Raw genomic sequence first — 22,017 nt, forward strand, 5'->3', positions numbered from 1 at the left:
AAGATAGCTGTATGTCAATAAAGAAAGCGTTGACAAACAAACAGGTAAAAGGTAGACTGAAAATATGAATCCGCTTGCAACGGAATGAATATTTATGGAAGGAGGATAATGGGTAAGTTATTGTTATCTGGTCTTTGTGAAAAATTTCACTTTTAAGAGAGTTGATTTTTCAAATAAATAAAGGAGCAATTATGATGAAAAGAAAATTAGGATTATTTACGTTATTGTTAATGGGCGTATTTTTATTAGTAGGCTGTTCTGGTGGAGGAAGTGGAGAAACTTTAACAGTTGCTGTATCTGGGGATGCAATTTCACTCGATCCGATTGCCACCAATGATAACCAGTCCAGTCATGTTATGACTCAAATATATGAGGGATTAGTTAAAATCAATGATGAGGGTAAGGCAGAACCTAGCTTGGCTGAAAGTTTTGATCAACCTGATGAAACAACATACGTTTTTAAATTAAAACAAGGAATCAAATTCCATAACGGAGAAGAATTAAAGGCATCTGACGTTGTTTTTTCTCTAAAACGTGCGATTGAAGCACCAAACGTGAAGCACTTATTCGAAACAATCGATATTGACTCTGTAAAAGCTACTGATGACTATACAGTAGAATTTAAACAAACTGAGCCGTTTTCTGGTATTTTAGCTGCTTTATGCCACCCAGGTGCATATATCGTAAATGAAAAAGCAGTAAACGAAGCAGGTAATGATTACGCACGTAATCCTGTAGGAACTAACGCTGTGAAATTTGTTAAGTGGACCAAGGCAGATTCTGTTGAAATGGAACGTTTTGATGATTACCATGGGGAAAAAACTGAATACAAGAATTTAATTTTCCGTGTAATCCCTGAACCAAGTAACCGTGTGATTGAGTTGGAATCTGGTGGGGTAGATATTGCTTATGACATCTCAGCAATTGATCTTGAGAAGGTTGAAAACAATGATAAATTACAATTATTGAAATCTTTTGACTATGGGACAACTTATTTAGGATTTAATATTGCTAAAGAACCATTTAATGATCCAAAAGTTCGTGAAGCGATTTCTTATGCAATTGACATTGATTCGATCGTTAAAGCTGTATTTAAAGGATTAGGTCAAACAGCTACAGGTGTAATGTCACCTACGTTAGCTTATTCTATCTCTGATGAATATGAGCCACGTGCACGCGACGTTGAAAAAGCGAAAGAATTACTAGAAGAAGCTGGTTTCCCAGATGGCTTTGAAACTTCTATTTCAACTAATGAAAACAAAGACCGGATTGATATGGCAACTGCTATGAAGGAACAATTATCAGAAGTAGGTATTGATGTTTCAATAAACGTATTAGAATGGTCAGCATTTAACGAGTTAATTAAGAATGGTAAACACGATATGTTTGAAATTGCATGGACAGCAGATTCTCCAGACCCAGATACTTTCTTATATCCATGCTTCCACTCTTCAGCTAAAGGTGAAGGTGGTAACTACATCTATCTTGAAGATGATGAGTTAGATAAGATGTTAGAAGAAGCCCGTTTCTCTCAAGATGATGAGGAGCGTGCAGACCTTTACCGTCAAGCACAAGAACATTTAATGGATATCACAGCTTGGATTCCAGAGCACAATAAAGAATTGACAGTGGGTGCTCAAAAAGATGTTAAAAATATTAAACTTTCTCCATTTGGATGGTATCAATTAGCGCCGGTAACTAAGGGAGAAAAATAGTTCATTGTATTCTAGAGGAGATGGAAACATCTCCTCTATCTAAAGAAGAGGGTGCGTTAAAACATGCTAAAATATATATTAAAAAGGCTACTGTATTTAATTCCTGTCATTTTAGGCGTCTCTTTTATTGTATTTGCTTTGCTTTATATCACTCCAGGAGATCCTGCACGAAATGCTTTAGGACCTTCTGCTTCTGAGGCAGCAGTTAAGGCTTTAAGACTAGAAATGGGATTAGAAGATCCGTTCTTAGTACAATTTGGTCGTTACATTAAGAATGTATTTACTAAATTAGATTTAGGAACTTCCTATATTACTAAGTCTTCAGTTGCAGCTGAGATTTTTAACCGAGCAGGTGCTACAATAAAATTAGCATTTCTTTCCATTTCTTTTGCTGTTCTATTAGGTATTCCAATTGGAATTATCTGTGCGATTAAACAGTATTCTATTTTTGATAATATCGCTATGGTTTTTGCTTTAATTGGTATTTCAATGCCAGTATTCTGGTTAGGACTTTTACTTATTATGTTATTCTCTGTTAGACTAGGCTGGTTCCCATCATCAGGATTTTCAATGCCATCTCAGATGGTTCTTCCTGCTGTTGCCTTGGGATCCCAGTCCGTTTCGGTTATTACGCGGATGACTCGATCTTCAATGCTGGAAGTTATTCGACAAGACTATATTCAAACAGCAAAAGCCAAGGGTCAGCGGCAAAATGTTGTCGTTTGGAAGCATGCGCTTGGAAACGCCTTGATTCCAATCATTACAATTGTCGGTACTCAGTTTGGTCAGCTTATGGGGGGAGCCTTAATGACAGAGGTAATCTTCTCAATTCCTGGTATTGGTCGTTTGATGGTTGACTCCATCAAGATGCGTGATATGCCGATGGTTCTGGGATGTGTTCTCTTTGTGGCGGTAACCTTTAGTATTGTTAACTTAATTGTGGATATCCTATATACCTATGTTGACCCACGAATTAAGACAAAATATGTGTAAGGGGGTATCAACATGGAAAATCCTAAATTAAACTCTGAAAAAGATGAAGTAGCTGAATTAGACCGTAATCCGATAGTTAGCGGAATGGAAGAAGAGCATTCAGTTGTAAAGGACCATTATCTGAAAGAGCAAGAACATAAGCGTGGTCGCTTCCGTGGTCTGCAAGACATTTGGATTCGTATGAAACGTAATAAATTGGCAATGGTGGGTCTCTTTATTATTGGACTTTTGGTATTAGTGGCTATTTTTGCAGATCAGATTGCTCCTTATGGTTTTGCTGAACAAAACCTACAAAATCAATTTGCACCACCAAGTTCAGAACATCTATTTGGAACAGATGATTTGGGTCGTGATATTTTTTCTAGGGTTATTTATGGATCAAGAATTTCCCTAAAAGTTGGATTTATTTCGGTATCGATTTCACTGATTATTGGTGTAGCGATTGGAGCAGTTACAGGTTATTATGGTGGTCGAGTAGATAATATGCTTATGCGCTTTATTGATATTCTACAATCGATACCAGATATTCTATTAGCGATTGCTATTATGGCAGCTTTAGGGCCCGGATTGGCAAACCTTATGATTGCTGTGGGGATTGCAGCTATTCCCGGTTATGCGCGTTTAGTACGCTCCTCTGTGCTTTCTATTCGTGATATGGAATTTGTGGAAGCAGCTAAAGCAAATGGTTCGAGTGATTTTAGAATTATCTTAAAACATATCATTCCAAACTGTATGGCACCGATTATTGTTCAAGCGACCCTCGGGGTTGCCTATGCAATTATTAATGCTGCTGGTTTAAGTTTTATCGGTTTAGGATTAGAGCCACCAACACCAGAGTGGGGAGCTATGTTATCAGGTGGTCGTTCTTACATTCGAGATGCTGTACATATGACCCTCTTCCCAGGACTGGCTATTGTTACAACGATTTTTGCATTAAATGTCTTAGGGGATGGTCTGCGTGATGCACTCGATCCTAAGCTGAAGCGCTAGGGGGAAAGATTATGGTGGAATTATTAGACTTACGAAATGTTAGTGTACAATATGAGACAGATTCAGGAACTGTATACGCAGTTAATAATTTGAATCTGTCAATCGGTAAGAAAGAGACCTTGGGGTTAGTTGGAGAAACTGGTGCAGGAAAAACAACAACGGCTTTAGCTATTATGCAATTAATTCAAGATCCTCCTGGTAAGATTACCTCAGGTGAAATCTTACTTGAAGATCAAGACTTAATGAATGTTAAAGAAAAGGATATGTTCAATATCCGAGGCAATAAAATTTCGATGATTTTCCAAGATCCAATGACTTCATTAAATCCGATAATGACCGTTGGAGATCAAATTAAGGAAGTTATCGAACTCCATCAAGATCTTACTAAAGAAGAAACCGTTGCAAAAGCAGAAGAAATGTTAGAGTTAGTTGGAATCCGTAAAGAAAGATTGAATGACTATCCACATCAATTCTCTGGTGGTATGAAGCAGCGGGTGGTTATTGCGATGGCTCTTGCATGTAATCCGGAATTAATTATTGCCGATGAACCGACAACGGCTCTCGATGTAACCATTCAAGCACAAGTATTAGAATTAATGAAAGATTTAAAAGATAAATACGATACATCAATGATTTTAATCACTCACGATTTAGGTGTAGTCGCTGAAATTTGCGACTATGTATCGGTTATTTATGCCGGTACGATTGTGGAACATGCTTCTGTTGAGAGTTTATATGAAGAACCACTGCATCCTTATACGCGAGGTTTGTTTGATTCCATTCCAAGTGCCGATGAAGATGTGGATAAATTAAAAGTCATTTCTGGCTCAACACCGGACCCTTCGGATTTACCGTCAGGCTGTCGCTTCCATCCAAGATGTAAACATTGCATGGAAATTTGTAAGTATAAATTTCCAGAATATCGTGAAGTAAAACCTGGTCACTATGTAGCTTGTCATTTATATAACCAGGAAGGGGGAGAAAACCTTGACTAACAATAATCAAGAAGCATTGATTAGTGTGCGTAATCTTAAAAAATATTTCCCCACTAAAGCCGGTGATTTAAAAGCGGTTGATAATATTAGTTTTGATATTAAAAAAGGTGAGACTTTGGGTCTAGTGGGTGAGTCTGGTTGTGGAAAGTCTACGGCAGGACGTGCCATTATTCGTTTACATGAACCAACGGCCGGTGAGATTTACCTTGAAGGTAAGAACATTATGGAATACAAGGGCTTGAAAGAAATGCGCTTGATGCGTCAAGAGATGCAAATAGTTTTTCAAGACCCTTACTCTTCTCTTAATCCAAGGATGTCCACTTTTGACTTAATAGCTGAGCCCTTACGTGTTAATAAATTGACAAGAAACCAGGCTGAATTAGAGCAAAAAGTGTATAAAATGATGGAGACGGTAGGTCTAGCTAGACGGTTAGCTGGTTCATTCCCACATGAATTAGATGGCGGACGGCGTCAAAGAATTGGTATTGCTAGGGCACTTATTCTTCAACCGAAGTTTCTTGTTTTAGATGAACCGGTTTCTGCCTTGGATGTTTCCATTCAGGCTCAAATCTTAAACTTGATGGATCAACTGCAAGAGGAATTTGGTCTGACTTATCTCTTTATTTCACATGACTTATCAGTTGTTCGGCATATTTCTGACCGGATAGCTGTTATGTATCTTGGTCAGATCGTGGAATTAGGTACTTATGATCGGATTTTTGAAAATCCATTACATCCTTATACGAGAGCTTTACTTTCAGCTATTCCGATTCCAAAAGTTGGAGTTAAACGAGAGCGGATTTTCTTAGAAGGAGATGTACCAAGTCCGGTGAACCCTCCAGAGGGTTGTCGTTTTGCTGGTAGATGTAAACACTGTATGGAGATTTGTAAGACAACTCCAGTTGAACTCAGAGAAGTTGAACCGGGTCACTTTGTGGCATGTCACTTATACAATGATATTAAATTTGCACAGTCGGTAGAATTTCCTGAAGAACAGATGAAATTGATTTAAATTAATATCCCTTCTAAAACACCTCTGTACTAGGTAGTTAGAAGGGATTTTTATAATGATTTTATTTCATTAAGCAATAGTTGATTTGTTTCTTTTGGAAATTACCTTTCATATAAGCGTAGTTAAAAGCTTTATTCTCATAAAAGCTTTCTAAGTCAGAGGATTTATGCGAAGGAGATGTTTGAGCCAATCAATTCATAGTTTTTTCGTAATTATTGAAGATAATAAATTTTTATCTTGACAAGTTAACTTTGCAAATATACAATTTAAGAAAAGTAAACATGGCAAAGGGGAGATAAACTTGGAAAAAGATGATTTTTTAAAGCTGGCTCAAAAGGAAAAAAAAGATGAGGGAGAGATTTTTGTTAATGATAAATCGAGCGTTTGGATTTCGAGGGCATTAATTGGTATCGCTGCATTTATTTCCGCTATTAAAGAATCGCAGAATCTCCCTTTTTTGGATATTCTTGCCATGCTGTGTCTTTCAATTGGGGTAGGAGAATTATATAAATACTTTGCAAGGAAAGAAATAAAATATTTATTTTTGTTTATCCTATTGTTTACAGTGGGATTAGTTGCAATAGTGTTTTTTTTAAAGGATCTTTATTATGGATGAAAAGTTAAAACTAAAGAATAATCTAAAAGGTTTACGAAAAGAATTAAAACTAACCCAAGAAGAATTGGCAAAAATGGTTGGAGTATCTCGAAATACTATTTCCTCAATAGAAACAGGTCAGTATAACCCAACTGCAAAATTGGCCTATTTACTATGTTTAGCACTCGATAAGAAATTTGAAGAAATTTTTTATCTATCTACTGGAGATAATTAATACGATATTTTAATCAAAATTTATTCTTAACTAAGATTTTATAGAATATAGTTTAAAATGTAGGTAAAATCTGTAGAGTTTCCAGCAGATAAATGAAATTGATTTAAATAAGAACCCTCTTAAACACCTTATCATGTTGTTTTAAGAGGGTTTTAGATTTTGAATATTTTACTAATTGAGACAGTAGTTAATTTCTTTGTTTTCGAAATCACCATTGGCATAGCTATATTCAAAGGCCTTAAATGCTTTAAAGGTATTTAAATCTAAAGATTTTGTTTGTAGTAAATAGTTGAGTAGAGCTCCTCTCAATTTTTTACTGGTGGCTGAAGGTGCCTTTTTACCTAATTCTATATCTTTATAGAAGTTAATCTGGATGAGTTGCATTTTTTTAGGGTCTAGTAAAGAAGCAAACTCATTAGAAGCGAGATTAATGACGGTTTGTTCTTCGAACACATTATTGTAAAGAGGTTTCCACAAGCTTTTTAAGCTTTGATTTTTGATTTTTAGCGAGGTATTAAAGTCTAAACGGTAGGGATTGATTGGTTGAATGGGAGAGATTGGCCCATATAAAGCAGACAGAATTTTCAGATGGTCAATGGCATAGTTCAAGTCAATTTTATCCCATTCGATTTGCCGAAAGGCTAGACCTTGATAGACTTGATAAGCCTGACGAGCTGTTTTTTCATTAATGACTTGATAACGATGATAGATATCTTGAGCAAGCTCAGCTGAGCATTTAAAGAGTTTTTCTAACTCAGTCGTATCTTTTAAGGCAAGCTCTTTAATAATGGCTTGGACGGGATCTGATTGAGGAATTAAATCATTACCGGCTACTGTATCCATCTCTTTACTGGGGGAGAAAATAATTAAAGTCATAGGCACACTCCTTTATTGGGCTTTAGCAACGGATGAAGCTTTTGGTAATTCAAAGCTAGGAAAATGTAGTTCGAATTGACCAATAATTGTTGATGAAACTAAAGTGGTAATAAAAGAAAAGATCAGGTGTTGTGGAGCAATATATAGCAGTGAAAGTAATAAAACCACGCCATCTGTTAACAAATAGGCTTTTGTAATTGATACGTAGGCCCTCTCAGAAATAACCATTGCCAAAGCATCATCGCCCCCTGCGGCACAACCTTGACTGATACATAAACCACATCCTACGCCGATTGCAATTCCACCAAGAATTGCTGCTAAGAGAGGTTGGTTATAAAGGCTCGGAAAAACGGGCCCAACCCAAAGACAAAGGCGATAGAAAACAGCAAATAGAAAGGATGCGTGAATGGCACGGCGAATAAAATCTTTACCTAATAAGGATAAGCCAATAAGGTAGCAGCTAATATCTGCTAAAAAACTTAATTTAGATGGCTCCCAGCCAAAGAAATGATAGCAGAAGAGAACTAAACCAATGACACCCCCTTCTGTAATTTTAGCGGGTATATGAATGTTCACCAAGCCAAAAGCCATGATAAAGGCTCCTAATGCAATAACCAATATTTCTTTTTTACTTAATAAAAAGCGACTCAAAAAGCGCTTAAGCATATTTACACTCCTAATTTTTATTACACGAAGTCTCATTAGGACACAAAAAAAGACTGCTTGTGTCGTAGGCTAACCTCGTACGGCAATCTTAAGATGGTATGGATGCTTTTTTTGTTTGCTAATTTTTCTTTTGGTAAAACTCTGAGCTTCTAGTAATCTTTTTAGCCTTTGCAGACTCTACATCAGGTTTCAACTAGGCTCTTTATCGACGATATAAGCATCAGATAAACCCTACTGATCGAAATGAACGAACCAGTATCCATCGTAAAACGATACTATAAAAATTATAGCACGAACTAGGAATTTGGCAAATAAAATTACCCTTTTAAAATTATTGCTTTTCTTAAAAGTTTAGCTTGCCTAACAAAATAGAATAGGGTAAACTAAGATTTAAAGGAAATGAAGTACTTCCTATTTACCTTCAGCAAGGTAGATAAACCGCTAATTAGCTGATGACTTCTGTATGCTTTTTTGGCATACAGAAGTTTTTGTATTTTAAAGGAGGAAAAGCAATGTTGTGGAGTTTAGGGCTTGTCTTGATATTGGGGTGGTTGTTTGGAAAACTATTCGAAAAAATTAACTTACCAAAACTGTTAGCCTATTTGGTATTAGGTATTTGTTTAGGTCCAAATGTTTTCAATTTATTATCTGGTGAATTAACACATTTGGCGGGAGAAATTCGTCAAATTGCTTTGATGATTATTTTGATTAGAGCTGGACTAACTTTAAAATTTTCGGATTTAATTAAAGTAGGAAGACCAGCTATTTTAATGTGTTTTTTACCTGCAATTTGTGAAATTTTAGCTATTGGTTTGATTGGACCTTATCTTTTAAACATATCTTATGTTGATTCATTTTTATTAGCTAGTGTACTGGCGGCTGTATCACCTGCGGTATTAGTACCGAGAATGGTGGGGTTAATTGACCGAGGATTAGGAACTAAACAGGCCATTCCTCAAATGATTTTAGCAGGCGGGACAGCAGATGATATTTTAATTTTTGTATTATTTGCAGCCTTTATGCAATTAGCTCAAGGTCAAGGTGTTTCAGCATCAACGGTATTATCTGCACCTATTTCAGTAGTCACAGGAATATTTTTGGGGTTTTTAGTGGGGCATAGCTTAAGTTATTTCTTAAACCGCTATCAGTGGGAAGGGCAACAAGCTTTAATTGTCTCTTTAGCTATTTCTTTTTTAGTTCTTGGTTTAGAGAGCTTATTAACTGACATCCTGCCTTATTCAGGTGTGCTTGCTGTTTTAGTGATTTTCCTAATTGTGCAAAAGAAAGCGCCGCAAAGGGCTGTCACTTTAACAGCCTCGTATCAAAAAATTTGGCAGTTTGCTGAAATTTTCCTCTTTGTCTTCCTAGGAGTGATTGTCAATCCGAGTTTAGCCTTAGAAGCGGGCTGGCCGATAGTAATCATTATTGTAATAGGCCTTATTTTCCGTATGTTGGGGGTTGCTTTATCCATTTTAAAGACACCATTTGCAAAGAAAGAGCGTTATTTTATTATGGGAGCTTATTTACCAAAAGCTACGGTTCAAGCTTCCCTCGGTGGACTCCCATTAATGGCTGGTATTGCTAGTGGTTCTTTAATTTTAATAGCCGCCACTGTATCTATTTTAATAACAGCTCCATTAGGCGCTATCTTTATTGATTATTTTGCGCCGCTTTGGTTAGAACATGAGGATACTTCAGTCAAATAATTAGCACAAAAAGCCATCATGATCTGTTGTGGCACTGTACCCCATAAATGGGACAGAATAAAAAACACCTTTGTTAGGCTGCTTGTTGTCGGTATTGAACCGGTGACACCTAGCTTAATTTTTGTTGAACTCGCTTATGATTAACAGTTTTTTCTGTTTCTAAGTTGATTAAATGGGTGATTTTACGGTAACCATAGGTGAAAGGCTGTTTCTTACATAATTGTCCAATTTTAATTTTCCCTTCATTTTCTAGGTTAGCATTTATACGAACTTTCTAACGATAATAAGTAGATCGAGCGGATCCCTAAGCAGGAGAGGATTAAACTCACCGAATCATGCGCTTTTAAACTTTCAACCGTTTCGACGACCACTTTTGGTACCCACTCCTCTTCAACTCTTTGTGTTTTTTTAGGACATCCATCGCTGCTTGATGACGTTTCAATTCAATACATTTCGATTTTGTTTCTGCAGAGTAAGCTAGGTGATTAACCCTAATCAAACACCTCCATTAAATTCATTTCATACGAATTCAACGGAGGTGTTTTTATGTTTGTCTCACTATTCGGGGTCCGTGCCTTATTAGATCTGATGGCTTTTATAATTTAATAATTTCTGCTTAGTCGGTGGTTAGTTCACCAGGCCAAGAAGGTGCTCCAGGTGTAACATTAGTCACTTGATAATCCATTTTAGATAAGAATTGGCTAGCTCTTTTAGAACGTCCACCCGAGTGGCATACTAAATAGTATTCTTTATCTTGATTAAGAGATGTATATTCATTTGGGAGCTGATTCAAGGGGATGTTTTTAGATCCAGGGATATGTCCTTCTTGGAATTCAGCTTCACCTCGAACATCAATAATATTAAGCGATTTTTCCTGAGATTTTTGATAAAGTTCTTCAATGGAAATCGTTGGGAACATGGTATCTTCCTTTCTGTTTGACATATAAAAGTGATTTTTTATAAATAAGTGGTAGTTTAAGCCAATAAATTATATACTTAATATACCCGGTAGGGTATATTAAACATCAATGCAAAAGATTTGTCAAGTTTTAAAATTTAAGAACAAATACATAAGAGGAGTTTATCATGCATAAAGATAATAATAAGAAAAACCTACTTAATCGTTTAAAACGAGCAGAAGGTCAATTAAGAGGGGTCCAAAAGATGTTAGAAGAGGACAGAGACTGTATGGATATAGTAACCCAACTAACTGCTATTCGTTCGAGTGTGGATCGTATTATGGGCATAATCATGGTTGAAAATTTAAAAGAATGTTTAACTACTGGTGATAAAGATTCAGAAAAGCAGAATCAACGACTAGAGCAAGCTATTTCGATGATTATAAAAAAATAGAGTGTGAGCTATCAAGTAATGAAAGCGAAAGATTTAGTTTTTAGTGAGACATAGATAGCATATTCTAAAAAAAGCTTATACAATAGTATCAGAAAGAGTACAGGAGGTTTTTTGCAAATGATGGAAGGAAAAACGCTTTATCAAACTAAAGTAGTTAATCGAGACGGTATTCAAGGCAAAACCTTTGTTGAAGATCCAGCAGGTTTTGAAGTTAAGGTTTCCAGTCCATTAAGTGAAATAGAAGGTAGTAATCCGGAGCAACTTCTGGGAATGGCCATAGCAACTTGTCTAAATGCTACCATAGAAGCAGAAGAAATTCGTCGAGGGATTAAACACCAGACTCAAGTATCTGTCTTGGTCGAACTACACCAAGATAATCCCGGCTATCAATTTGTGGTTAAAGTTCAAATCTCTATGCCCCATGTTCAAGCAGATTTAGCTGATTCTATCGTAGAAGTTGCTCTTGAACGCTGTCCCATGCATAAGTTAATGAAAGCTAATGCTACTTACCAAGTTGTTATCAACTAAAAGTGTTCAATCGTTATGAATAAAAAATAAGGGAAAGGGTGTTAGCAATGAAGAAAATTTTACGACTTGGCCTGATGATGGTGACTGGCTTCAGTGGTATGGGGATGGTTCATTCTCCTCATCAAAGTTACTTTGCTCAAGGTGAGAATTTAGTCTTTGCCGAAGAAGCAGTAGATATTCAAGAAGTTCGACAAGCAATGGAACTGTGGCAAGAAACGGTACAATCCTATTCATTAGATGCTCCCCAATATACTATTGCTAGTTTACAGCAAATGGGGCCGGCTAATTTTGATACCTCCTATCATTGGATCATTCCAAAGCTTTACAATGATTATTATGAGAATCTTATTGAATATCAAAGTGTTGAAGAAGACGCGAATCATATTGGCAATTTAAGAGAAATATTTTCACATTCTTTTGGTCTAGAAAAGATGTTGTTAGCTGAATTAAGTTCAGCAGATCAAAAAGCTTTGAATCAATTACGTCTTTTCATAGTCAGTGCGATTATGGAATCTTATCAAGCCGGTATCAATCAGAACTTACCGGGCTATTTTCTATTAGAGGGGACTGATTTTGCAAAAAACATTGTGAAATATTTAGCACTTGATGATCAACATCTCGACCAATTAATTCGCATCAGTCTAGCTTCTAGCTATGCACCAGAAGCCTATAGTTTTGGTTTTGGTGACGAGATGTTTACTATTCCTGAAGAGTTAGAGTATCCGAGTGAACAATATGAAATGTATACCATCACCAACGGAGCATTTGTACAAGATATTGGGGGAACGACTCCTTATTATTTCCATATTCCTTCTGGTAAAATCACAGAGGGTCACTTGGCTAGTCCTGAGCTACATCCTTTAGTAGCTTACGATTGGTCACAAGTATATGGTCGAGTGATTAATAATTATTACCCCAATTATCAAGTCCAGTCATTATCGACTGAAGCAAAAGAGCAATCATTAAATGGGTCATCAAAGCAAAAACAAGCATTGATGACAGCAGTCAGAGACTGGCAAGCAAAAATGGGTCAAAAATATGAGTTTGTCACTCCAGAGACGCCTATAGACTTCTTAGGTGGGGACCTTCCTTTAAAGTCAATGGTAATTCACTTAGATGGTCAGGAACGAAAGGCTCATTATCAAGCTGAACAGCTTATTAATGATGAAATCAATGTCTTAATGGCAATGACTGATATTCGTGATCAAGATAATCCTAGAGCGGAACGACATTTTTATTTATTTGTTGAAGATCAAGGAATCCCAAGAGTTTTGATTACCATGGAAGGACCTGACAATTTAGCGGTTCATCATTTTAAAGACACAGCCAATGTAGAACTTTATCAACTTTTTAAATCCATTTATTAAATCATTAGAAAAAGATAGCTTCTCTTTTGAAGCTGTCTTTTTATATAGTCACTGATTGGCTAATAAGATTGGCAAAGATATTAAGAAACAATATAATGAAGCCATTCAATAATCAATTAGGAGTGGGGAAATGGAAGTAGTAACAGTAACGGCTATCGGCGCTTTGTTAGGTCTATTATTGGCTATCTTATTAATCTTTAAAAAGTTTCCAGTTTTTTATGCTTTATTTATCGGCGCTTTATTCGGAGGATTATTAGGAGGAGCGAATCTAAGTGAAACCATCAGTCTCATGACAAATGGTGCGCAAGGCATGATTACCTCTATCTTAAGGATACTAGCAGCTGGAATCCTTGCAGGTGTTTTAATTAAGACAGGTTCGGCAGCTGCCATTGCCCATGCTATTATTAAGGGATTGGGAAGCGAAAGAGCTTTATTAGCGATCGCACTTGCTACTATGATTTTAACTTTTGTGGGGGTTTTTATTGATATATCTGTCATAACGGTTGCGCCTATCGCTTTAGAGATTGGTAAAGAATTGGGTTATTCACGGACTGCACTTTTGATGGCTATGATTGGTGGCGGCAAATCAGGTAATATTATTTCACCAAATCCTAACTCTATTGCTGTTTCCGATGGTTTTGGTGTTTCCTTAACTCAAGTCATGTTAGCTGGTCTTATTCCAGCCTTGATTGGGGTGATGTTTACAGCTTGGCTAGCCAAACGATTAATTAATAAAGGCAGTCAAATTGAACAAACAGGAACTTCAAGAGACGATCAAACAGCAGAAAATTTACCTTATTTATGGAAAGCCTTGTCAGGACCTGTTTTAGCGATTGTTTTACTATCTTTACGCCCCTTGTTTAATATAATGATTGATCCTATGTTGGCTCTTCCTCTGGGAGGTCTTTTTGGCTTGATAATGGTGGGACATGTTAAGCACTTACAAGAATATACTCAATATGGTTTAAGTAAGATGATTAATGTGGCTATTATCCTTTTAGGAACAGGTTTAATCGCAGGAGTGATTACCAATTCTACTTTAGGAGATGTCCTTACTAATAGTCTAGACTCTTTAGGTTTACCTGCCTATCTTTTAGCACCTTTAGCAGGAATTTTTATGAGTGCGGCGACCGCTTCGACTACTTCAGGATCGGCAGTTGGCTCAGCTGTTTTTTCACCAACTATTCTCTCGTCAGGTGTTTCTCCTATCAGTGGAGCTGCTATGTTACACGCAGGGGCGACAGTATTAGACCATTTACCTCATGGTTCATTCTTCCACGCGACAGGAGGATCCGTATCAGCTGATTTTAAAGAATGTCTAAAACTAATTCCATATGAATCATTAGTAGGTTTCGTTTTAACTATTGTTTCAACCAGTATCTATGGCGTTTTAGGAGGTTAGTAAAATTAATGAAAATTGTGATGGCCTGTGATTCTTTTAAAGAAGCGGTTTCGGCAAAACATGCTTGCCAGGCTATAAAAAAAGGTGTGCAACAAGTCTTTCCTCAAGCAGAAATTCTTCAGCTTCCGATGGCAGATGGAGGTGAAGGTACCACTGAAGCCTTGATTGATGCGAGTCAGGGAGTTTATTATACAGTCGAAGTGCAGGGACCTTTAGGAGAAAAAATTCAAGCCCGGTATGGTATTTTAGGAGATGGCAAAACAGCCGTAATTGAAATGGCCAGTGCATCAGGCATTCATCTTATTGAAAAAGAAGATCGTAATCCTTTATTAACATCAACCTATGGAACAGGTCAAGTCATTAAGGCATGTCTAGATCGAGGAGTTCGCTCATTTATTTTAGGGATTGGAGGGTCTGCTACGAATGACGGGGGAGCCGGTATGGCTCAAGCCTTAGGCTATCGTTTATTAGACATAGAAGGTCAAGAGATTCCTTTCGGCAACCAAGGCTTATCGCATTTGGATAGGATTGATTGTCAGACTATTCATCCTGGTCTAGAGCATGCTATCTTCAAGGTTGCCTGTGATGCCAATAATCTGCTGTGTGGTCCGCAAGGAGCTTCGGCTGTAGTCGGTCCGCAAAAAGGGGCAAGTCCAGAAATGATTGAAAAGCTTGATGCGAATCTTGAACATTTCTCACGCCTTATTTATCGTGACTTGAATCGTGAAGTGGCTCATATTGCTGGTTCTGGGGCTGCTGGTGGGTTAGGGGCAGGATTATTAGCATTTACTTCTGCAAAACATAAAAGAGGCATCGATATTGTTATAGAAACAGTCAATTTGAAGACAGCTTTACAAGATGTCGATATTTGTTTTACAGGAGAGGGTCAGATTGACTTTCAAACGCAATACGGTAAACCCCTTTTGGAGTCATGCAATTAGCTAAACAAGTAGCTTTCCGGTCGAAAGTGATCGCATTATGTGGTTCTGTCAGAAATGATATTGAAATCTTATATCAGTTAGGCTTTGATGCGATTTTGAGTATTACGCCTGGGCCAAGCTCCTTGCAAGACCTACTAACTCATACAGAGGAAAATTTAACAGCAGTAGCCAAGCTGTTTGTCAACTATTAAAGAGTTAAAAGTAAAATCACCATTGAATAAACTTATTCAATGGTGATTTTTGTTTAGTTTATTGAGCAAGCCAGTGATTAGGTTTGACTTCTTTAAGGATCTCTTCAGCCAACTTTTCTGGATCAACCTGATAATGAATACGTTGACGTTGACGTTCGTAATCAGGATCTGGTAAAGGAATTGCTGAGAGTAAGGACTGGGTATAGGCATGTAAAGGGTTTGCATACAATTCCTCAGCTTCGGCTAACTCTAAAATCCGACCACGGTTCATAATGGCAATGCGATCACTGACATATTTAACCATGGATAAATCATGGGCAATAAAGAGATAGGTTAGTCCTCTTGATTCTTTTAGTTCTTGTAATAAATTGACCACTTGAGCTTGAATGGAAACATCTAAAGCTGATATCGGTTCATCAGCAACAATGAATTTTGGTTCAACTGCTAAAGCTCGTGCTATCCCAATACGTTGACGTTGACCGCCAGAAAATTCATGAGGATAGCGACCAGCGTGATCAATATTGAGCCCTACATCTTCTAAGAGTCGATTGACTTTTTCGTCTCTTTCCTCTTTTGATTGTGCGAGTCCATGAATATCAATGCCTTCAGCAATAATATCACGAACCTTCATACGAGGATTTAAAGAAGCATAAGGGTCTTGGAAAATCATCTGAATTTCTTTATGGAATTTCAAACGTTCCTTTTTGTTGTAGCTACTCGATAAAGCTTTGTCTTGAAAGATAATTTCACCACTGGTCGGTTGATAGAGGTTAACAATTGCTTTGCCAATCGTTGATTTACCAGAACCTGATTCTCCAACTAACCCAAAAGTTTCTCCAGGAAAGATTTCAAAGGAAACATCGTCTACCGCTTTGACTTCCTTATCAGTTCCTTGGTGGTAGTATTGTTTCAAGTGCTTAACTTGTAGAATAGGTGCATGCTTATTCATAATGCTCCTCCATTCCACTCTTATCGGTCTGTGACTGCTTTTTTCGACAACGTTGATATCTTTCTAAGATAGCAGTTGGCGGGGTCATTTTTGGAGCCATTGGGTGGAGTAACCAAGTGGCTGCATAATGCCCAGGTTTGACTTCAAACATGGGCGGTTCCTCCTCAAAATCGATAGCCAAAGCATATTCTGACCGATAGGCGAAAGCATCTCCTTTAGGAGGATTTAAAAGGTCAGGTGGGCTACCGGGGATAGCATATAATTGATCTTGTTTGGAAATGGTTGGCATAGCTGTCAAAAGTCCCCAGGTATAGGGATGTTGAGGATGGTAGTAAATATCATCCACTGTCCCTATTTCAACGATTTTACCCGCATACATAACGGCAATTCGGTCTGCTACATTGGCAACCACACCCAAATCATGAGTGATAAAGATAATGGTCATATTCTTTTCTTGTTGAATTTTTTTAAGTAATTCAATGATTTGTGCTTGAATGGTTACATCTAAAGCAGTTGTGGGCTCATCGGCAATAAGCACTTCAGGATCTCCCGCTAAAGCAATCGCTATCACAATCCTCTGTCTTTGACCACCTGAAAATTGATGTGGATACTGATTAATTCTTTTCTCTGATTGAACAATTCCACATAAATCCAAAAGGTTAATGGCTTCTTTACGCGCTTGTGAGTGATTAAAACCGCGTTTACGAATTAAAACTTCAGTAATTTGTCTTCCGATGGTTAGGGTAGGATTGAGGGCGGTCATTGGATCTTGAAAAATCATGGCAATTTTGCTACCACGTATAGCTTCCATTTCTTTTTTAGATAATTTTAAAAGGTCTCGTTTTTCAAATATCACTTCGCCTGCTTCAATGGTCGCATTTTTAGCTAGAAGCCCCATCAATGCACGTGTGGTTACTGATTTACCTGAGCCTGATTCGCCAACAATTGCTAATGTTTCACCGGCATACAAGGATAAGTTGATTCCACGAATAGCTTTTAATTGGCCAGCAAAGGTTTTGAAGGAAATATTTAAGTCTTTAATTTGAATGATAGCCTTATTCATGAAGTCACCTACTCTTTCATTTTGGGATCAAAAGCATCACGCAGTCCATCTGCTAATAAGTTAAAGGACAACATGATTAATGAGATAACAGCTGCTGGATACCACATTAAATGGGGTAAAAAGCGAAAAGTCTTGTAACCTTCACTCAATAAAGTTCCTAAGGAAGCGTTGGGTGCAGGGATTCCAATCCCGATGAAACTTAAAAAAGCTTCAAAGAAGATGGCAGATGGTATAGCAAACATCATTTGGACAATAATAATTCCTAACATATTGGGAAGGATATGTTTTAATAGAATCTTGCCAGTCGATTGGCCTAATACCTTAGCAGCTAAGACATATTCTTGTTGTTTTAAACGAAGTGTTTGCGCTCTTACCACCCGGGACATTGATATCCAAGAGGTGAGAGCAATCGTAATAATAATAGATAGTAAACCGGGCTGCAATACTAAAAGCATCAGAACAACGATTACTAAATTGGGAACACCTGAAATAATTTCCAGTATTCTTTGCATCAGTGTATCTACCTTACCGCCTAGCCAACCAGATATCATGCCATAGGTTACACCGATAATGACATTGATTAGAACAGCAATAAATGCGACTAAAAGTGAAATTCGAGTTCCATATAAAATACGTGAGAGGAGGTCACGACCTAAACCATCTGTTCCAAGATAGTAGTAGGTTCCCTCAGCCACATTGGCATTTTGATAGGCATCAGTCAAAGCACCACCTCGGTTGACACTTTTACCACTAAACCATGAAAAATCTTCTAAACCTGGTATTTTAGGAGGGAGGTTTGCTTGAGCTGGATTTTGTTGGAACGGTGAAGCGGGTGCAATCCATGGGGCTAAAATAGCAAGAAGTAGAATTAAAATAACGAAAAAGAGTGAAATCATAGCACCTTTATTCTTTTTTAATCTCCGCCATGAATCTTGTAGAAAGTTCAGTGAAGGGGCTTCAATTTTTTCGTTGTCTTCACTTTGGATAGAAATTTTCGGTTGAAAGAGCTTTGGATCTATATCCGCTGTGTGTTTTGTTGAAGCATTATTCGCCGTATTTAAAGAATTTTCGATTGGCATCTAGCCACCTCCTTCAACTTGTCGCATTCTAGGATCTATAAAGCCGTATAGAATATCGACGATTAAAATAATAACAACTAATAAGACAGAATACATAATTGTAATTCCCATAATGGTTGGGTAGTCATTCACTAAAATTGACTTGGTAAACTGCTCACCAATTCCAGGAATTGAAAAAATTTGTTCAATTACCAGTGAGCCGGTCATGGCAGCTGCTGTCATGGGTCCTACTATTGTTAATAGAGGTATAATCGCATTACGCAGCGCATGCTTAGTAACTATATAAAATTTTGAAAAGCCTTTAGCGGTTGCTAATTCAATATAGTCAGAGTGAAGCACTTCAATCATCTCAGTTCGAACGAAACGCGCAGACTCTGCCATAGGTGAAATGGCTAAAGCAAGACTTGGAAGAATAGTTGAGGCATAGCCGTCACGCCAGAAAGCAATTGGTAGCCAATCTAGCCAAACAGCAAACAGAAATTGAAGGACCACAGCATAAACAAAGTTGGGAACAGATCTTCCGCCAATAGCAAAAACGGAGGTGAAGGTATCGATCCAAGTGTTTTGTTTAACAGCTGCAATCATTCCTAAGATAGTTCCAATTACCACACCAAAACCCATGGCTTGAGCTCCTAAAATCATAGAGGGGCCGGCTCGATCTAAAATAATTTTAGTAACAGGTAAGTTATTATATTGAAAGGAGACCCCTAAATCCCCTTTTAATATATTTGCTAAGTAGGAAAAATAGCGAACAAGTAAAGGTTGGTTGAGACCATATTTTTCATTTAAAAGTTGAAGTTGGGTCTCGGTTAAAAGATCTTGATTGGCAAAAGGGGAACCAGGTAAGAACTGTAAGAGGAAAAAGGTAACGGAAATAATAATCCAAAGCGTAATTAACATATAAAAAACACGCCGGATTATAAATTTTGTGTAGGAATTCATGGTTATCCACCTTTCGTATTTTAAAGTTAAACAGTATAAACCCTTTTGTGTCAATCATGCCATTATTGCTTATATTATCTTTTATTTTAATACAATTAAGTAAGAATTATCCACTTCATGAGCTGATAGAGTCAAAAATTTATAATGGAAAGCCATTAAAATTTAAAGCTTTAGTAGAATATTGGCAGACTATTAATAGTTCTAGCTAATAATACTACATGGCTGTTTAATGATCTAGCTTGTATAATACTTGATAAATGGATAAAGTCCAATAATAATTAAAGCTTTTAAACTAAATAAATTTGTTATTCGAACCATAAATAATTAAGGAATGATTAATTTTAAGGGAGTGACACATGGGTGATATTAAGAAAGCGATTTGTCTCAAAGATTTAGATAGAACAGATATCCGATAGCTAGAATTCGTTGAGTAGAAGCTATTAAACAATCGGATAAGTTAGTGACCTTTGACGACTTTGAACGTAATACTTTAGCAAGAAGGAGAATATCCTAAAGCTGAAATTGAAGGGAAGCAGGCATTATTTGTGGTAAATCTTGAGCCAAGAGAGATGCTTGTGATTCAATCACATGGTATGTTAGATAATATTAGCTATTCTTAAAAAAGAGATTCCTAACGGAAGTTGAGCAGGTTGGTATCTATTGAACGGATGATAAATACCGAAAATTAGGCTACCTGGTAGTGGATCTTCCACAGCTAGGTAGCCTAATTATTTTAATAAAGAAAGTTTAGAGTTTCATTTATTATAGATTTACTCTGCAGTTCGATATGCAGTTCTTAAATTGATTGTTCGACCAAATGGTAAAACTTCGAAGCCTTTTACGTTAGTATCCAATAAGTAGGTAGTAGATGCTTGATAGAATGAAGACTGAGAAGCTTCATCAGCGACGGCAATCTTTTCTGCTTCAATAAGAGCTTGACGACGTTTTTCTGGGTCATTGGCAAACTCGTTTCTGGCTTGATCAATTAATTGATCCACTTTCTCATTGGAGTATTGACCAAAGTTGATGCCTCCGTCTGATTCCATTTGTTCTACAAAGTTGATCGCATCTTGATAGTCTGGAGCCCAAGTTCCATAGAAGATATCGAAATCAAGTGATCTTTGTAATTCTAAACGATTTTGTAGAGGGACAGAACGAATTGTAATCGTTAATCCGGGAAGATTTTGCATTAATTGAGCTTGAATATACTCAGCTGTACGACTAGCTAAATCTGAGTCAGAAATTAGTAATTGTAACTCAATATTATCTTGTCCTAATTCTTTTTGAGCTGTTTCCCAATCTTTTTGAGCTGCCTCAATATCGAATGTAAGCATTTCACCCGCTTCTTCACGGTAATCCACGCCTTCATCATTTACATCAAATCCTGAAGGAACGAAACCGTTTAAAGAAGTTGACCCATCTTGAATGACTGACTGGGTATAAGTGTCTTTATCAATCGCTTGAATAATGGCCCTACGCAAAGCAATATTATTGGTTGGTTCTTTGGTGGCATTGAACTGTAGGTGTCCGACAGTTGCTTTAGGAATCTGGTTGAAGAAATCAGCGCCATTGTATTGTCCTACAAATTGATCATTCAAGATAGTATAGTCTAGTTCGCCGGCGTCAAATAAGTCAGCTCCGGTTCCTGTTTCCTTAACAACAGACACTAGGACTTCTTCTAAAAAGACCTTTTCAGCATCCCAGTAATTTGGGTTTTTAATCAATTTCCATTCTAAACTGGTTCCTTCCCATCCTTCAATGAGGAAAGGACCATTCATAGCAATACTGTCTGCGCTTGTTCCATAAGCTTGACCTTTTTCTTCAACAACCTTTTGGTTAACTGGCATAAAACGAGAACCTGTGAGTAATTTTGGTAGATATGGAGCTGGATATTCTAACTCAATTACCAAAGTTTTCTCATCAGGAGCAGTCACTCCTAAATCAGAAAGTTCAGCTTCACCATTACGAACTTTGCTAGCGTTTTTAAACACTTCAACAGAAGAAGAGGTATTGGCGTTATTCGGATCGACTAATCTTTGATAAGTAAAGACATAATCGTTAGCTGTAACAGGGTCACCATTAGACCAAGTTAAACCATCTCTTAAGGTGAAAGTATAGGTTAAACCGTCTTCAGAGATATCGACATTTTCAGCTTGCCCCAATTCGACTTCACTACCAGTTGAAACACGGTAAAGTCCTTCAAAAATTTGTCCGATCATATCTGAAGATGGGGTATCATTATAAAGCATAGCGTCTAGAGTTGCTAGTTCTCCAATCGACATAATAGATAATTTTTGTTCGACATTGGGATCTATTTCTTGAGCTGATATCGGCGCAAGATTTCCTATGAGAAGACCAGTAACTGCGATAGAAATCGTTATAAATTTGAATAGTTTATTTTTCATAAGCCGCTCCTTTT

Annotated in this window: 21 protein-coding genes, 1 pseudogene and 1 riboswitch; of the genes and pseudogenes, 13 read left to right on the top strand and 9 right to left on the bottom strand. The window is 37.2% G+C overall.

Features of this window, described 5'->3' with window-relative positions:
- Window positions 1–194 precede the first annotated feature (194 nt).
- The 7 genes from ACQV2G_RS04390 (at window position 195) to ACQV2G_RS04420 (ending at window position 6,535) form a co-directional block, all read left to right on the top strand.
- On the top strand, window positions 195–1,715 hold the full coding sequence (locus ACQV2G_RS04390; protein ID WP_428873075.1) for an ABC transporter substrate-binding protein: 1,521 nt from the start codon (window positions 195–197) through the stop codon (window positions 1,713–1,715).
- A gap of 63 nt (window positions 1,716–1,778) precedes the next feature.
- Window positions 1,779–2,708, top strand: a complete 930-nt coding sequence (locus tag ACQV2G_RS04395; RefSeq protein ID WP_428873076.1) for an ABC transporter permease — start codon at window positions 1,779–1,781, stop codon at window positions 2,706–2,708.
- A gap of 12 nt (window positions 2,709–2,720) precedes the next feature.
- A complete protein-coding gene (gene nikC, locus ACQV2G_RS04400; protein WP_428875066.1) occupies window positions 2,721–3,698 on the top strand; it encodes a nickel transporter permease in 978 nt (325 codons plus the stop codon).
- An 11-nt stretch (window positions 3,699–3,709) separates the two neighbouring features.
- Complete coding sequence (locus ACQV2G_RS04405) at window positions 3,710–4,693, top strand: ABC transporter ATP-binding protein (protein ID WP_428873078.1); 984 nt, start codon at window positions 3,710–3,712, stop codon at window positions 4,691–4,693.
- Entirely contained in the window at window positions 4,686–5,705 is a 1,020-nt protein-coding gene (locus ACQV2G_RS04410; RefSeq protein WP_428875065.1) for an ABC transporter ATP-binding protein, read from the top strand. The genes ACQV2G_RS04405 and ACQV2G_RS04410 overlap by 8 nt, the downstream gene beginning before the upstream one ends.
- Before the next feature lie 301 nt (window positions 5,706–6,006).
- Window positions 6,007–6,321 carry a DUF6442 family protein gene (locus tag ACQV2G_RS04415; protein WP_428873080.1) on the top strand — a complete coding sequence of 105 codons (315 nt, stop codon included), beginning with the start codon at window positions 6,007–6,009 and terminating at the stop codon, window positions 6,319–6,321.
- Entirely contained in the window at window positions 6,314–6,535 is a 222-nt protein-coding gene (locus ACQV2G_RS04420) for a helix-turn-helix transcriptional regulator (RefSeq protein ID WP_090289833.1), read from the top strand. The genes ACQV2G_RS04415 and ACQV2G_RS04420 overlap by 8 nt, the downstream gene beginning before the upstream one ends.
- Before the next feature lie 171 nt (window positions 6,536–6,706).
- On the opposite strand, the gene ACQV2G_RS04425 is transcribed toward ACQV2G_RS04420, so the two are convergent.
- Window positions 6,707–7,411 (bottom strand): YaaA family protein, encoded by a 705-nt coding sequence (locus tag ACQV2G_RS04425; RefSeq protein WP_428876232.1) that lies wholly within the window; start codon window positions 7,409–7,411, stop codon window positions 6,707–6,709.
- Window positions 7,412–7,423: 12 nt separating this feature from the next.
- Window positions 7,424–8,077, bottom strand: coding sequence for a YitT family protein (locus ACQV2G_RS04430; RefSeq protein ID WP_428876233.1), 654 nt, complete (start codon window positions 8,075–8,077; stop codon window positions 7,424–7,426).
- A gap of 386 nt (window positions 8,078–8,463) precedes the next feature.
- A riboswitch (Fluoride riboswitch) is annotated at window positions 8,464–8,546 on the top strand.
- A gap of 43 nt (window positions 8,547–8,589) precedes the next feature.
- Here ACQV2G_RS04430 and ACQV2G_RS04435 point away from each other — a divergent pair.
- Window positions 8,590–9,783: a cation:proton antiporter gene (locus tag ACQV2G_RS04435; protein WP_428876234.1), complete on the top strand. Its 1,194-nt coding sequence runs from the start codon at window positions 8,590–8,592 to the stop codon at window positions 9,781–9,783.
- A gap of 109 nt (window positions 9,784–9,892) precedes the next feature.
- Here the strand turns inward: ACQV2G_RS04435 and ACQV2G_RS04440 are convergent, their stop codons facing one another.
- Window positions 9,893–10,048: a transposase gene (locus ACQV2G_RS04440; RefSeq protein WP_428876242.1), complete on the bottom strand. Its 156-nt coding sequence runs from the start codon at window positions 10,046–10,048 to the stop codon at window positions 9,893–9,895.
- A 351-nt stretch (window positions 10,049–10,399) separates the two neighbouring features.
- Entirely contained in the window at window positions 10,400–10,702 is a 303-nt protein-coding gene (locus ACQV2G_RS04445) for a rhodanese-like domain-containing protein (RefSeq protein WP_428875062.1), read from the bottom strand.
- A gap of 167 nt (window positions 10,703–10,869) precedes the next feature.
- Here ACQV2G_RS04445 and ACQV2G_RS04450 point away from each other — a divergent pair, with 167 nt between their 5' ends.
- From ACQV2G_RS04450 to ACQV2G_RS04470, 5 genes and pseudogenes are all read left to right on the top strand, one after another.
- Entirely contained in the window at window positions 10,870–11,136 is a 267-nt protein-coding gene (locus tag ACQV2G_RS04450) for a metal-sensitive transcriptional regulator (RefSeq protein WP_428873085.1), read from the top strand.
- Window positions 11,137–11,253: 117 nt separating this feature from the next.
- Window positions 11,254–11,664, top strand: a complete 411-nt coding sequence (locus ACQV2G_RS04455; protein ID WP_428873086.1) for an OsmC family protein — start codon at window positions 11,254–11,256, stop codon at window positions 11,662–11,664.
- A 47-nt stretch (window positions 11,665–11,711) separates the two neighbouring features.
- Window positions 11,712–13,031 (top strand): DUF4767 domain-containing protein, encoded by a 1,320-nt coding sequence (locus ACQV2G_RS04460; protein WP_428873087.1) that lies wholly within the window; start codon window positions 11,712–11,714, stop codon window positions 13,029–13,031.
- A gap of 130 nt (window positions 13,032–13,161) precedes the next feature.
- Entirely contained in the window at window positions 13,162–14,433 is a 1,272-nt protein-coding gene (locus ACQV2G_RS04465; protein ID WP_428876235.1) for a GntP family permease, read from the top strand.
- A gap of 20 nt (window positions 14,434–14,453) precedes the next feature.
- Window positions 14,454–15,565: pseudogene (locus ACQV2G_RS04470) on the top strand (glycerate kinase family protein).
- Between the two features lie 58 nt (window positions 15,566–15,623).
- Here ACQV2G_RS04470 and ACQV2G_RS04475 read toward each other — a convergent pair.
- The 5 genes from ACQV2G_RS04475 to ACQV2G_RS04495 all read right to left on the bottom strand — a co-directional run bounded on the left by ACQV2G_RS04475 (window position 15,624) and on the right by ACQV2G_RS04495 (window position 22,003).
- A complete protein-coding gene (locus ACQV2G_RS04475) occupies window positions 15,624–16,514 on the bottom strand; it encodes an ABC transporter ATP-binding protein (protein ID WP_428875060.1) in 891 nt (296 codons plus the stop codon).
- Entirely contained in the window at window positions 16,507–17,577 is a 1,071-nt protein-coding gene (locus tag ACQV2G_RS04480; RefSeq protein WP_428876236.1) for an ABC transporter ATP-binding protein, read from the bottom strand. Before ACQV2G_RS04480 ends, ACQV2G_RS04475 begins: the two co-directional genes overlap by 8 nt.
- Before the next feature lie 8 nt (window positions 17,578–17,585).
- Complete coding sequence (gene opp3C, locus ACQV2G_RS04485; RefSeq protein WP_428873092.1) at window positions 17,586–18,656, bottom strand: oligopeptide ABC transporter permease; 1,071 nt, start codon at window positions 18,654–18,656, stop codon at window positions 17,586–17,588.
- A complete protein-coding gene (locus ACQV2G_RS04490; RefSeq protein ID WP_428873093.1) occupies window positions 18,657–19,598 on the bottom strand; it encodes an ABC transporter permease in 942 nt (313 codons plus the stop codon).
- A 770-nt stretch (window positions 19,599–20,368) separates the two neighbouring features.
- The gene (locus ACQV2G_RS04495; protein WP_428876237.1) at window positions 20,369–22,003 is read right to left on the bottom strand and encodes a peptide ABC transporter substrate-binding protein; all 1,635 of its coding nucleotides are present in this window, start codon (window positions 22,001–22,003) and stop codon (window positions 20,369–20,371) included.
- Window positions 22,004–22,017: the final 14 nt, after the last annotated feature.

It is taken from the genome of Facklamia sp. P12955 (genome assembly GCF_050409565.1).
Lineage (GTDB): Bacteria > Bacillota > Bacilli > Lactobacillales > Aerococcaceae > Facklamia.

Excerpts from the sequence above, each read along its gene's own strand:
- ACQV2G_RS04390 (WP_428873075.1), top strand. The coding sequence starts at position 195 with ATGAAAAGAAAATTAGGATTATTTACGTTATTGTTAATGGGCGTATTT.
- ACQV2G_RS04395 (WP_428873076.1), top strand. The coding sequence starts at position 1,779 with ATGCTAAAATATATATTAAAAAGGCTACTGTATTTAATTCCTGTCATT.
- nikC (WP_428875066.1), top strand. The coding sequence starts at position 2,721 with ATGGAAAATCCTAAATTAAACTCTGAAAAAGATGAAGTAGCTGAATTA.
- ACQV2G_RS04405 (WP_428873078.1), top strand. The coding sequence starts at position 3,710 with ATGGTGGAATTATTAGACTTACGAAATGTTAGTGTACAATATGAGACA.
- ACQV2G_RS04420 (WP_090289833.1), top strand. The coding sequence starts at position 6,314 with ATGGATGAAAAGTTAAAACTAAAGAATAATCTAAAAGGTTTACGAAAA.
- ACQV2G_RS04425 (WP_428876232.1), bottom strand. The coding sequence starts at position 7,411 with ATGACTTTAATTATTTTCTCCCCCAGTAAAGAGATGGATACAGTAGCC.
- ACQV2G_RS04430 (WP_428876233.1), bottom strand. The coding sequence starts at position 8,077 with ATGCTTAAGCGCTTTTTGAGTCGCTTTTTATTAAGTAAAAAAGAAATA.
- ACQV2G_RS04435 (WP_428876234.1), top strand. The coding sequence starts at position 8,590 with ATGTTGTGGAGTTTAGGGCTTGTCTTGATATTGGGGTGGTTGTTTGGA.
- ACQV2G_RS04445 (WP_428875062.1), bottom strand. The coding sequence starts at position 10,702 with ATGTTCCCAACGATTTCCATTGAAGAACTTTATCAAAAATCTCAGGAA.
- ACQV2G_RS04450 (WP_428873085.1), top strand. The coding sequence starts at position 10,870 with ATGCATAAAGATAATAATAAGAAAAACCTACTTAATCGTTTAAAACGA.
- ACQV2G_RS04455 (WP_428873086.1), top strand. The coding sequence starts at position 11,254 with ATGATGGAAGGAAAAACGCTTTATCAAACTAAAGTAGTTAATCGAGAC.
- ACQV2G_RS04460 (WP_428873087.1), top strand. The coding sequence starts at position 11,712 with ATGAAGAAAATTTTACGACTTGGCCTGATGATGGTGACTGGCTTCAGT.
- ACQV2G_RS04465 (WP_428876235.1), top strand. The coding sequence starts at position 13,162 with ATGGAAGTAGTAACAGTAACGGCTATCGGCGCTTTGTTAGGTCTATTA.
- ACQV2G_RS04475 (WP_428875060.1), bottom strand. The coding sequence starts at position 16,514 with ATGAATAAGCATGCACCTATTCTACAAGTTAAGCACTTGAAACAATAC.
- ACQV2G_RS04480 (WP_428876236.1), bottom strand. The coding sequence starts at position 17,577 with ATGAATAAGGCTATCATTCAAATTAAAGACTTAAATATTTCCTTCAAA.
- opp3C (WP_428873092.1), bottom strand. The coding sequence starts at position 18,656 with ATGCCAATCGAAAATTCTTTAAATACGGCGAATAATGCTTCAACAAAA.
- ACQV2G_RS04490 (WP_428873093.1), bottom strand. The coding sequence starts at position 19,598 with ATGAATTCCTACACAAAATTTATAATCCGGCGTGTTTTTTATATGTTA.
- ACQV2G_RS04495 (WP_428876237.1), bottom strand. The coding sequence starts at position 22,003 with ATGAAAAATAAACTATTCAAATTTATAACGATTTCTATCGCAGTTACT.